Here is a 12,458-nt window from a genome sequence, read left to right as displayed (position 1 = left end):
AGACTGCATCTCTTCGACCACCCAGGCAACCATCAACCTCTCTTCCTGCCTTCGGTTCCCTCCTCTCCCTACCTGCCCTCCCTCTTACCTCCTCCTGCTCCCATCGTTCTCCCCCTTCTCGACTTGTGGGTAATGCGTAGCGCTTGCGGGGGAGGGGTTGGGGAGGGGGCCCACCGGGCCGCTCCAACAAAGAGGCCCGCCCCTCGCGCGAGGGGCGGGCCTCCAGTTGTCGCATGTACCTCCTCGGGGAGCTACCCGCGCGGGACCGCTCAGGTGCTCTGGCGGAAGATCTCGCGGCGGCGGTCCACGATGTCGGCGTTCTTGCGCAGGCTCTCCATCCAGCGCCCGACCGCGTCCTGCTGCAGGCGGGCCATCATCATGGCGCGCTGCTGCTGCTTCTGCGCCTCCCAGGCCTTGCGGTCGGCCTCGGTGCGCGCGACGGGGCGGATCAGGAAGAGACCCGCGCTGCTCTTCACCGGGTCGCTCACCTTGCCCACCGGCACCCCGAAGGCGGCGCCGACCGCGGCGTTGGCCTGCCCGAATGCCGTGTTCGGCTCCCCGCGGGTGAAGGGGCCCACCTGCTGCACCTCAAGGCCGCGCGCCGCGGCGACCTGCTGCAGCGGCTTCCCGCCGCGGACCTCGGCGGCCATCTGCCGGCCGATCTCACGCGCGCGCTCCTGCTTCTTCTCCAGCACCAGCTGCCGGCGGATCTGCGGCGCGGCCTGCTGCAACGGGACCGTCCCCTCCGGGGTGTACCCCTCCAGCCTCGCCACGTAGAACGCCTGCTCCGTCTCCATCAGGTCGCTCACCGCGCCCTTGCTGCCGGTGCGGTGCTCCTCCTGGGCCCACTCCAGCGCCTCCAGCGCCGAGCCGACCCCGGGGACGAAGGGCGAGCCCTCCGAGATGGTGACCCCGGTCCGCACCGAGGCGCCGGTCGCGCGGGCGGCCCGCTCCAGCCCGTTGCCCTTCGCCAGGTTCTCCAGTGAGTCCGCCTTGGCGTAGAAGCGGTCCAGCTCCTCCTCGCCCTTCTCCAGCGGGATCAGGACGTGGCGCGCCTTCGCCTGGTCGCCGGTCCGCTCCTGCACCTGGATCACGTGGTAGCCGAAGGGCGAGAGCACCGGCTGCGAGATCTCGCCCACCGGGAGCGAGAAGGCCGCCTCGTCGAACGCCTGGACCATCTGCCCGCGCCCGAAGGTGCCCAGGTCGCCACCCTGCGCGGCCGAGCCCGGGTCCGCCGACTCGCGCTTCGCCACCTCGGCGAAGTCGGCGCCCCCGGCCAGCTCGGCGCGGACCTGCTGCGCGCGCTGGAGCGCGGCGGCGGTGTCGGCGCGGGAGGCGGCCTTCGGGAGCACCGCCAGCGACACGCGGGCGGTCGCCGGGCGCTTGAAGTCGTCCTTGTTCGCGTCGTAGTGGCGGCGCACCTCGGCGTCGCTCACCTGCACCTCGCCCGGGACCAGCCGGCCCAGGTCCAGCGCCACGTACTCGACGGTCGCCGTCTCGTGGCGGTCCTGCCAGGCGCGCCACAGCTCCGCGTCCGACACGTACGCCCCGGCGGTGAGCCGGCTGAACAGCTTCTGCTGCGGGACCACCGACCGGTAGTAGTCCTCCAGCTGCAGGAGGAGCTCCTCGTTCGCCGAGGGGCCGGTCAGGAACTGCTGGTACTTCTGCAGGTCGAACCGCCCGTCCGTCTGGAAGAGCTCGTTCTGCATCAGCGCCGGGTGCGGGTTGTACAGCGCGGCCTGGCGGACCTCCGCGTCCGAGGCGCGGATCCCCTGCCGGCGGATCGCCTGCTGGATCAGCATCTCGTCCACCACGCGCTGCCAGGCGGCCTGCTCCAGCTCGCGGCGCTGCTCGGTGGAGAGCTGCGTCCCGCCCTGCTGCGCCTGCTGCACCATCTCCTGGTACGTGGTCTGGTACCGCTGGTTCAGGACCGGCTCACCGTTGACCCGGCCGAGCTCGTTGGTGTTGAAGTTCTGGCCCGAGCCGGTGACGTCCAGCCCCAGCTCGAAGAACATCCAGCCGACGAACGCGACGGCGAACATCAAGCCCAGGATCTTCCCGGCCCTGCCCCGCATGCTCTGCATCATGGCGATTCAAACTCCGGATTTTTGGAACGGGAAACGACCGCGATCGTGCGAAGGGAACCCACAGGAGGCGAAGGCGAAGTCGCGAAAAATACTTACGCCGCCGGAGGCACGCAAGCGGTGCCCGCCCGCGCGCCCGAAGTCTGTTGACACGCGCGCCGGGCGTCCAGTAAGTTGCACCTCCCTCGCCGCCCTCGCCCTGCTTTACTTCACGCGCGTAGGAGACCATGGCCGAAGTCCCCCCCGAGCTCGCCGCGGAAGTCCAGAAGCTCGAGCGCTACCACGCAGAGAACCCCCAGGGACGCTATTTCGTTCCGCTGGCGAACGCCTACCGGAAGAGCGGCGCGCTGGAGCAGGCCGAGGCTCTGCTTCGCGAGGGGCTGCGGCGGCACCCGGACTACCTGAGCGCGCACATCGTGCTCGGCCGGTGCCTGGCGGACCGCGGCGCCACCGAGGACGCGGTCGGCGAGTTCCGCTACGTCCTGTCGGTGGACCCGCAGAACCTGATCGCCCTCCGCTCCCTGGGCGAGATGGCGAGCGCGGGCGGGCGGGCGGAGGAGGCGGCGCGCTGGTACCGCGAGCTGCTGGCCGTGGACCCTATGAACGAGGACGCCCGGCAGGCGCTCGACGCGCTGGAGTCCCGGCCCGCTCCCGCCGCCCAGGCGAGCGCGGAGGACTCCGGGGACTCCTCGTGGTGGGAGCGCCCGGCGGACGATGCGGCCGACGAGGCAGGGGAGCCCGCCGCGGAAGAGGACGAGGTGCTGTCGTGGGGGTCGGTGGAGCTGGACGCCACCATCGGAACCGACGCCGCCGTCGAGGGGAGCCCCGCGCCCGAGCCCACGGGGGCGCTCTCCTTCGGCGACCTGGAGCTCACCGACGCACCCGAGGAGCCGGCCGCTCCGGAGGAGGCCCAGCCCTGGCCGGGCTCCGGGAGTGAGCAGGGCGGCTGGGACCCGTACGCCGGGACCACCGTTGAGCTGCAGACGCCTGCTTTCGCGGGAGACGAGGACGACACGCCCGCTGAGCCGGACGGCGACGGCGACGAGGTAGTGACCGAGACCATCGCCGAGCTGTACGCGAGGCAGGGGTTCCACGACCGCGCCGCCGACGTGTACCGCGAGCTGATCCGCCGCCGCGGCGGCGACCCCGCCCTGGAGGCGCGCCTCCGCGAGGTCGAGCGCCTCGCCGCCGGGGAGGGCGCGGACGAGCCTGAGCCGCTCGCCACGTGGACGGAGCCCGCGACCGAGACGGACGAGCTCCCCCTCCTGGAGTGGAGCATCGAGGAGCCTGGGCTCGCCGACGCGGGGGCCGACGCGGAAGAGCCGGAGCCCTTCGTCCCCGCGGCGGGGGAGGGCCACGACCCGTTCGCCGCCTCCTTCGAGGCCGGCTTCGGCGAGGTTTCGCTCGCGCCCCCGACTGCGTACGCGCCGCCGGAGAACACCGGGGCCGACCTCCCCGGCTTCGAGGACGAGACGCCCGTCCCCTGGGGCGGCGAGGACTCCGAGGCCGCGGAGGTCGCCGCCATCTTCGCGGGCGGGGAAGCGTTCTTCGCCGCCGAGGCGCCCGCCCCCGCGGAGGAGCCGGCCCGGGATGAGCCTGCCGCGGAGGAGGACGAGCCGCTGGTCCTCGCCAGCGCCGCGTCCGAGCTGCTCGGCGACGAGCCGGTGGCCTATGAGCCGGCGGCGGAGGAAGAGCCGGCCGGCGACATATTCGCGGACGCCGGGTTCGACGCGGACGAGGCGTTCGCCGCCGGGCCCGCGCTGGAAGAGCCGGCGGCCGAGGCCGTTCCGGCCCCGGAGGTCGTGGTGGAGTTCCGGAGCGTCCGCGAGTACCTGGCCGGCCTGGCGGCGTGGCAGCCCTCCTCGCGGGAGGGCGCCGGTGCAGGAGCGGCAGAAGCGCCGGAGGCTCCCGCCGGGGCCGTGGCGCCCGCGGAGGTCGCGCCGACCACGATGGAGGAGGTCCCGCCCGCGGCGGAGCACACCCCCGCGGCGGAGTTCCACGAGGCGGCGGTGGAGGACGAGGAGGACGACATGCCCTGGCTCGCCGCGCCGGTGTCGGAGGAGCACGGCGCCGACGCCGCTGCCGAGCCCATGGACATCGACGGGCTGCTCGCCGCGGAGTCCGCGGGCGCGGCCGCCTCCGCCGGCCCCGCGGACGAGGAGGCGTACCCGTGGGAGGCCGCTCCGGCCCCCGGGGAGGCCCCGGCCGCCGAGCCCGCCCCGGAGGCGCCCCCCACCTCCGCGTTCTCCTTCGAGGAGTTCTTCGTCGAGGCGGCCGAGGCGCCCGCGCCTCCGCCGGCCCCCGAGCCGTCCGCGCCGGAGTCCCCGCGCGCCGAGACGCCCGCCCAGCCGGCCGCGTCGGCGGAGGACGAGGAGGACCTGGAGTCGTTCCAGGCGTGGCTGCAGAGCCTGAAGCGGTGAGGATCGCGGTCGTCCACGGCCCGAACCTGAACCTGCTCGGCGCGCGCGAGCCCGAGGTGTACGGGCGCGGCACCCTCGAAGACGTGAACTCGGCGGTGGCGGCGCTGGCCGGGCACCTGGAGGCGGAGGCGGAGTTCTACCAGTCCAACTCCGAGGGCGCGCTGGTGAGCTACGTGCAGGAGGCGGGCGCCCGGGTGGAAGGGTTCCTGGTGAACGCGGGCGCCTACACGCACACCAGCGTGGCACTCCGGGACGCGCTGCTGGGAGTGGCGCGTCCGTACGTGGAGGTGCATCTTTCCAACGTCTTCGCCCGGGAAGGATTCCGCCACCGTTCGTACCTGGCCGACCGCGCGCTGGGGGTGGTGACGGGATTCGGGGTGGACAGCTACCTGCTGGCGCTCCGCGCCCTGGTCGGCCATCTCGGCCGGACCGGGGGGCGCCGGCCCGTGTCCGTTTAACGCAAGGGAGATTCCGTGGCTACGACGGCCGATTTCCGGAACGGGATGACCATCAACATGGATGGGACGCTATGGACCATCCTGTTCTTCCAGCACCACAAGCCCGGCAAGGGGAACACCGTGGTGCGCACCAAGCTGCGCAACGTGCTCACCGGCGCGGTGCTCGAGAAGACCTTCCGCGCCGGTGAGCGGATCGACGAGGTGCGGCTGGAGCACCGGCCCATGCAGTACAGCTACGCCGACGGCAGCCTGTACTACTTCATGGACCAGCAGACGTACGACAGCATCCCGCTCTCCGGCGACGTGATCGGCGAGGAGCAGCTGAAGTACCTCAAGGAGGGGATGGAGTGCGACGGGCTGGTGCACGGCGAGAAGGTGATCTCCGTGGAGCTCCCCTACTTCGTCACGCTGGCCATCGCCGAGACCGACCCCGGCGTCCGCGGCGACACCGCGCAGGGGGGGACCAAGCCCGCCAAGCTGGAGACGGGCGCCGTGGTGCAGGTGCCGCTGTTCCTCAACGAGGGCGACCTGATCCGGGTCGACCGCCGTGAAGACAAGTACATCGAGCGCGCCAACAAATGATCGAACTCGATTTCCTCCGGGGCCTCATCGAAGCGGTGGACGGGAGCGGGATCGACTCCCTGGAGATCTCCCGCGGCGGGACCCGGATCCGCATCGCGAAGACGCCTCCGCCCGCGCCGGTCGCCGCCGCGGCGTCCGCCCCGGCCCCGGCCCACGCGGTCGCGGAGTACTCCACGCAGTCCCACGCGCCCGCGCCCTCCGCGGCCCCGGCGGCCTCCTCCGGGGGTGCAGCCGCGCCGGACGCGCCGCAGAGCAACCTGGTGGAGATCAAGTCGCCCATGGTGGGGACCTTCTACCGCGCGCCCGCGCCGGAGGCCCCCTCCTACGTCGAGGTGGGGACGCGCGTCGGGAAGGGGCAGACGCTCTGCATCCTCGAGGCGATGAAGCTGATGAACGAGCTCGAGTCCGACTACGCCGGGGTCATCCGCGAGATCTGCGTGGAGAACGCCGAGCCGGTCGAGTACGGCCAGGTCCTCTTCCGAATCGAGCCCGACGCGTGAGGATCGAAGAAGAGTGGGCGCAGGGCGGGCCGCCTCCCACCCCGGGGCGGCCCGCTGCCGCCGGGCGCGAGTTCGTCCTCCGCGAGGCGCTGGAGGAGATGGTGCGCCGCGGCGCGTCCGACCTGCACCTCAAGGCGGGGCGCTCGCCCGTGGTCCGCATCCACGGCGAGCTGTACGACACCGCCCTCCCCGCGCTGCGCCCCGACGACCTGAAGCGCTGCGCCGAGCAGCTCCTCAACCCGCGGCAGAAGGAAACCTTCGCCGAGCGGAAGGAGATCGACTTCGCCATCGGGGTGCAGGGGCTGGGGCGCTTCCGCACCAACATCTTCCAGCAGCGCGGCACGCTGGGGTTCTCCTTCCGGGCGATCCCCTTCGAGGTCCCGCCGCTGGACGAGCTGGTCCTCCCGCCCGTGGTGCAGGACGTCGCCACCTCGCCCCGCGGGCTGGTGCTGGTGACGGGCGTGACCGGGAGCGGGAAGAGCACCACGCTGGCCTCCATGATCCGCTACATGAGCGAGCGGCGGGCGGTCAACGTGGTCACGGTGGAGGACCCCATCGAGTTCCTGCACCGCGACGCCCGCTCCATCATCAGCCAGCGCGAGGTGGGCACCGACACGCACTCCTTCCACGACGCGCTCCGCTACGTCCTCCGGCAGGACCCCGACGTGATCCTGCTGGGTGAGATCCGCGACCGCGCCTCCATGGAGACGGTGCTCAAGGCGGCGGACACGGGGCACCTGGTGCTCTCCACGCTCCACACCACTGACGCGTCGCAGACCATCGGGCGCATCATCTCCTTCTTCCCGCCGCACCAGCACTCCGAGATCCGGGGGATGCTGGCGGCGGCGCTCAAGGCGGTGATCTCGCTCCGGCTGATCCCCCGCGCCGACGGCAAGGGGCGTGTCCCCGCCGCCGAGGTGCTGGTGAACACGGCGGCCATGTCCGACCGGATCCGCGCCCCCGACCAGATGCACACGATCCCCGACCTGATCGCCGAGGGGCGGACGCAGTACGGGATGCAGACCTTCGACCAGAGCCTGATGGACCTGTACCAGCGCGGCCTGATCTCCTTCGACTGGGCGATGCACTACGCCTCCAACCCCTCCGAGTTCTCGCTCCGCGTGTCCGGCGTGGAGTCCGCCTCGGACGCGGGGTGGAAGGACGTGCCGACGGGGATGGAGAGGTAGCCGGCATGTTCCGCAAGATCCTGATCGCGAACCGGGGGGAGATCGCCCTCCGTGTCATCCGCGCCTGCAAGGAGATGGGGATCCGCACCGTCGCGGTGTACTCCGAGGCGGACCGGGAGTCGCTCCATGTGCGCTTCGCGGACGAGGAGGTGTGCATCGGCCCGCCCCCCGCGCGCGACAGCTACCTCAACATCCCGCGGATCATCGCCGCCGCCGAGATCACCGGCGCCGACGCCATCCACCCCGGGTACGGCTTCCTCGCCGAGAACGCCGAGTTCTCGGAGATCTGCGAGCGGAGCGAGATCACCTTCATCGGTCCCACCCCGGACCAGATCCGGCAGATGGGCGACAAGGCCACCGCCCGGCGCACCATGGCCGAGGTGGGCGTCCCCATCGTCCCCGGGACCGACGCCATCGCCGACCCCGAGGAGGCGCTGGAGGCGGCGCGCGGCATCGGCTTCCCGGTGCTGATCAAGGCCGCGGCCGGAGGGGGCGGCAAGGGGATGCGCGTGGCGCAGGACGCGGACGACTTCGTCCGCCAGTTCTCCATGGCGAGAAACGAGGCGGCCGCCGCCTTCAACGACGACACCGTGTACGTAGAGAAGTACCTGGCGCGCCCCCGGCACATCGAGTTCCAGATCCTGGGCGACCAGCACGGCCGGGTGATCCACCTGGGCGAGCGCGACTGCTCCATCCAGCGCCGGCACCAGAAGCTGATCGAGGAGGCCCCCTCGCCCGCGCTCACCGCGGACCTGCGCCAGCGGATGGGCGACGCGGCGGTCCGGGGCGCGAAGGCGATCGACTACGTCGGCGCCGGGACCATCGAGATGCTGCTGGACGAGGACGGGTCGTTCTTCTTCATGGAGATGAACACTCGCATCCAGGTGGAGCACCCCGTGACCGAGCTGGTCACCGGGTACGACCTGGTGAAGGAGCAGATCCGCGCCGCGGCCGGGCTTCCACTCTCCCTCCCGGAGGGGCCGGTGGAGCTGCGCGGGCACGCCATCGAGTGCCGCATCAACGCCGAGGACCCGTACCGCAACTTCGCCCCCTCGCCGGGGACGATCAACACCTTCCACCCGCCGGGCGGGCCCGGGGTGCGGATCGACACCCACGCGTACGCGGGGTACCGGGTGCCGCCCTTCTACGACTCGCTTCTCGGGAAGCTGATCGTGCACGGGGCCACCCGCGACGAGGCCATCGCCCGCATGCGGCACTCGCTGTCGTCGTTCGTCGTCGAGGGGGTGCACACCACCATCCCCTTCCTCCTGGAAGTGCTGGAGAGCGCCGAGTTCGCCTCCGGGGACGTGGACACCAAGTTCCTGGAGCGCTGGTTTTCCGAGCGGGCCAAGGTTTGAATGAAGCTGGACGTTTTCCTCACCCCCGGTGAAGTGACCCCCGCCGACACGGCGGACCGGATCGTGGTGATCATCGACGTGCTCCGCGCCACGAGCAGCATCGTGGAGGCCATCGCGGCCGGCGCGAAGACCATCTATCCCGTCTCCTCCATCGAGGAGGCGCTGCGCCTGGCGAACACCCTCGGACGCGACGAGGTGCTCCTCTGCGGCGAGCGGAAGTGCCTCCCGATCGAGGGGTTCGACCTGGGCAACTCCCCCCGCGAGTTCACTGCCGAGCGGGTGGGGGGGAAGACGCTGGTCATGAGCACCACCAACGGCACCACCGCCATGTTCCTCTCCGCCGGGGCGGCGCGCGTGGTGATCGCCTCCGCGCTCAACCTTTCCGCGGTGGTGGACGAGCTGGCGCGCGCCGAGGCCGAGCCGGTGATCGTCTGCTCCGGCCGGGAGAAGCACTTCGGGCTGGAGGACGCCGCCTGCGCGGGGCAGATCGCGTCCCGGCTCATGGAGGCGCGGCCCGGGGAGGGGTGGGAGATGAACGACGGGGCGCGCGCGGCCATCGCGCTTTCCGAGCGCTTCGAGCTGGATACCGAGACGTTCGCCACGACCGCGGCGGGGCGGGGCATCGCGGCGGCGGGGATGCGGGAGGACCTGGAGTTCTGCGCGCGCATCGACCGGCACTCGGTTGTGCCCGTTCTCCAGGACCGCCAGATCACGGCTTCGACGCCGCTTTCCGCGGTTTCCGAGAGGTAGCTTTACGGAGGCTTCGGGCGTGCCCCCGCACAGGCGCGGGGTCGGGCTGCGGCGCCGTAGAGCACGATACAACCGTGCTCAACGGCGGCGAGCCGCGGAAACGGCCCCGCGTCTCGCCCCTTCGGGCTCGCATCCCTCACGCGGGCCTCTCGCGCTCCGGGATGGGATTGGTGATCGGCCTCCCGCCGCATTGGCGGGGGGCCGTCGCATTCCGGCAGGTCCCGGGGAAGAAGTCCGGGAGGTAGGGGGAGACTACGCCTCCTCTGCTTCCTCTGCTTCCTCTGTGTGAGCCCTGGCAGTCCCTCCAGCGGCCCAGGAGGCCGGGTGAGTGCGAGACCCTGGGGCCGTTCACCTGGATCCGGGCGCATCGACGAGGTTGGCATCCGGGCCGTCCGGGCGTATCTTTCTGGCCGATCCGCACATCCTCTGCACGGCCACGGCTCCCGCCCGCCACCGGGCTCCGGACGCAGCATTCCTCCGCATCATCCGCCGCGAAGCACCACGAGATGTCGCTTACCGTCGACGACCGGCACCGCCGGGACCTGTGGGGGCTCGCCCTGCTGGCCCTGGCGCTCCTGCTGACCCTCAGCTTCGTCCCGACCACCCTCTTCGGCGCGTCGGGCGAGCGCCTCTTCGCCACCGGCAACGTCGTCGGCGTGCTGGGGCGTCACATCTCCGCGGGGCTCTTCGCGCTCCTGGGGCTCCCCGCGCTCGTGCTCCCGGCCTTCCCGGGGCTCTGGGGGGCGGTGGCGCTCGGGAGGCTGCAGCGCGGCACGGCGGTGCGCTGGTCCGTCCTTCTCGCCGGCTCGGCCCTGCTCTTTGCGACGGCGACCTTCGTGCTGGTGGACGCGGCGCGCGCGGACGCCGCCGTGGCGGGGTGGACCGGGCGGACGGTGGGCGGGGTGTTCGCCACGCTGCTGGGGGGGGTGGGCTCGGCGGTGGTGCTCGCGGTGCTCTTCGCCGCGCTCTGCATTGCCACGATCGGGTGGAACCCGGTGCGCACCGTAGTGGGCGGGGGGCGGCTGGCGATCACCCGGGCCGGGAAGACTGTGTCCGTGCTCCCGGAGGTGCTCCCCCGGCGCGTCGCCCTCCCCTCCATCCCGTTGTTCGGGCGCCCAGCGGCGGAGGCGGACCAAGCGGACGACGAGTACGAGGACGACGAGGACCTGGACGTGGCGGACCCGCTCTCAGACCCGGAGGAGCCGGAGCCCCGGGACGAGCGCGACGACACCGACCCGTTCCCCCCCGCCCGCCCCGGGCCGCAGGCGAAGGCCGCCGCGGCGGTGAAGGAGGCCGCCCGGCCGAAGGCGCAGCGGCCCAAGACCGTCGCCGACGAGCAGACGGAGCTGATGCCGCTGGACGCCGGGGACCCGCTGAGCAGCGACCTCCCGGCCACGGGGATCCTCACCGCGCCTGCGCCGCGCGACGAGGCCCGCAGCCGCCAGGAGCTGGACGGGCTGGGGCAGGTGCTGGTGGACAAGCTCGCCACCTTCAAGATCGAGGGCCGCATCGTCGGGATGACCGCCGGCCCCGTGGTGACGCAGTTCGAGGTGGAGCCCGCGCCGGGGGTGAAGGTGGCGCGCATCGCCTCGCTCGACGCGGACCTCGCCCTGGCGATGCGGGCGCAGTCCATCCGCATCGTCGCGCCCATCCCCGGCAAGGGGGCCGTGGGCGTGGAGGTCCCGAACCCCACCCCGGAGATGGTCTTCTTCCGGGAGGTGATCGAGTCCGGCCCGTACCGCGGGACCAAGGCCCAGCTCCCCCTCGCCCTCGGCAAGGACATCGCCGGGCGTCCCTACGTGGCCGACCTGGCGAAGATGCCGCACCTGCTCATCGCGGGCGCCACCGGGGCCGGGAAGTCGGTGTGCGTCAACACCATCATCACCTCGCTCATCTACCGGCACTCGCCGCGGACGCTGCGGTTCCTGATGGTGGACCCCAAGATGGTGGAGCTTTCCATCTACAACGACCTCCCCCACCTGCGGCACCCCGTCGTCACGGACAACAACGACGCGGCCACGGTGCTCAAGTGGGCGGTGCTGGAGATGGAGCGCCGCTACGAGCTCCTGAGCGTCAACGGCGTCCGCAACCTGCAGGACTTCAACCGCCGGGTCGAGAGCGACCAGGTGCTGCGCTCCCCCGAGGCGCAGGGGGAGGAGGGGGACCCGGACCGCTGGCTCTACCAGGGAGGGACGCTCCCCTTCATCGTCGTCATCATCGACGAGCTCGCCGACCTGATGATGACCTGCCAGGGGGACGTGGAGAAGCCGCTCGCGCTGCTCGCGCAGAAGGCGCGCGCCATCGGGATCCACCTGATCCTGGCGACGCAGCGGCCGTCGGTGAACGTCATCACCGGGCTCATCAAGGCCAACTTCCCCAGCCGGATCGCCTTCCGCGTCTCGTCCAAGGTGGACTCGCGGACCATCCTGGACCAGAACGGCGCCGACAACCTGCTGGGGAACGGCGACATGCTCCTCCTCCCGCCCGCCAGCAGCGAGCCGGTGCGGATCCAGGGCGCCTACCTCTCCACCGAGGAAACGGAGGGGCTGATGAACTGGTACCGCGAGCAGAAGCGCCTCCGCCGCGAGCAGGCCATCGCCGAGGGGCGCGACCCGGACGAGGAGACGCGGGGCGAGGCCAACATCCTGGACCAGGTCCGCTCGCAGGAGGACGACGGCTCGGGCGAGGCCGACGAGGAGGCCGTGGGGGAGCGCGACGCCCTCTTCCGCGAGGCCGCGGAGCTGTGCATCCAGCACCAGGGCGGCTCCACCTCGCTGCTGCAGCGGCGGCTGCGGATCGGCTACGGGCGGGCGGCGCGGGTGATCGACCAGCTCCACTTCGCCGGGGTGCTGGGGCCGCCGGACGGCTCCAAGCCTCGCGAGGTGCTGATGGACCACGTGCAGCTGGACCAGATCTGCGACTAGCCGGAGCGGGAACGCCCCCGGCGGGGTCGGGTAGAAGCCCGTCCACAGCCTAGCGTGAACCGTTTCCGGGGTCTTCCGCCCGATGAACCGTTTTTTCGTTGATGCCCGTCTGCCGCTCCTCGGCGCCGCGCTGACGCTGGCCGCCTGCAGCGGCTCCGAGGCGGCGGACGTGCGCCACGACGCACCGGCCTCCGC

At 72.0% G+C, this 12,458-nt stretch carries 9 protein-coding genes; 8 read left to right on the top strand and 1 reads right to left on the bottom strand.

What is annotated here, in order from left to right; all coding sequences use genetic code 11:
• Positions 1–269: 269 nt before the first annotated feature.
• Positions 270–2,087: a peptidylprolyl isomerase gene (locus VGR37_11585; protein ID HEV2148035.1), complete on the bottom strand. Its 1,818-nt coding sequence runs from the start codon at positions 2,085–2,087 to the stop codon at positions 270–272.
• 224 nt (positions 2,088–2,311) lie between these two features.
• Here VGR37_11585 and VGR37_11580 point away from each other — a divergent pair, with 224 nt between their 5' ends.
• The 8 genes from VGR37_11580 to VGR37_11545 all read left to right on the top strand — a co-directional run bounded on the left by VGR37_11580 (position 2,312) and on the right by VGR37_11545 (position 12,263).
• On the top strand, positions 2,312–4,504 hold the full coding sequence (locus tag VGR37_11580) for a tetratricopeptide repeat protein (GenBank protein HEV2148034.1): 2,193 nt from the start codon (positions 2,312–2,314) through the stop codon (positions 4,502–4,504).
• Positions 4,501–4,962, top strand: a complete 462-nt coding sequence (gene aroQ / locus VGR37_11575) for a type II 3-dehydroquinate dehydratase (GenBank protein HEV2148033.1) — start codon at positions 4,501–4,503, stop codon at positions 4,960–4,962. Before VGR37_11580 ends, aroQ begins: the two co-directional genes overlap by 4 nt.
• A gap of 15 nt (positions 4,963–4,977) precedes the next feature.
• Complete coding sequence (gene efp / locus VGR37_11570) at positions 4,978–5,544, top strand: elongation factor P (protein HEV2148032.1); 567 nt, start codon at positions 4,978–4,980, stop codon at positions 5,542–5,544.
• On the top strand, positions 5,541–6,044 hold the full coding sequence (gene accB, locus VGR37_11565; protein ID HEV2148031.1) for an acetyl-CoA carboxylase biotin carboxyl carrier protein: 504 nt from the start codon (positions 5,541–5,543) through the stop codon (positions 6,042–6,044). Before efp ends, accB begins: the two co-directional genes overlap by 4 nt.
• Entirely contained in the window at positions 6,041–7,231 is a 1,191-nt protein-coding gene (locus VGR37_11560) for a type IV pilus twitching motility protein PilT (GenBank protein HEV2148030.1), read from the top strand. The genes accB and VGR37_11560 overlap by 4 nt, the downstream gene beginning before the upstream one ends.
• A gap of 5 nt (positions 7,232–7,236) precedes the next feature.
• Positions 7,237–8,589, top strand: a complete 1,353-nt coding sequence (gene accC / locus VGR37_11555) for an acetyl-CoA carboxylase biotin carboxylase subunit (GenBank protein ID HEV2148029.1) — start codon at positions 7,237–7,239, stop codon at positions 8,587–8,589.
• Complete coding sequence (locus VGR37_11550) at positions 8,590–9,339, top strand: 2-phosphosulfolactate phosphatase (protein HEV2148028.1); 750 nt, start codon at positions 8,590–8,592, stop codon at positions 9,337–9,339.
• A 506-nt stretch (positions 9,340–9,845) separates the two neighbouring features.
• Positions 9,846–12,263, top strand: coding sequence for a DNA translocase FtsK 4TM domain-containing protein (locus VGR37_11545; protein HEV2148027.1), 2,418 nt, complete (start codon positions 9,846–9,848; stop codon positions 12,261–12,263).
• The last annotated feature ends 195 nt before the right edge of the window (positions 12,264–12,458 follow it).

It is taken from the genome of Longimicrobiaceae bacterium (assembly GCA_035936415.1).
GTDB lineage: Bacteria > Gemmatimonadota > Gemmatimonadetes > Longimicrobiales > Longimicrobiaceae > JAFAYN01.
This window is presented reverse-complemented; position numbering and strand designations above follow the sequence as displayed.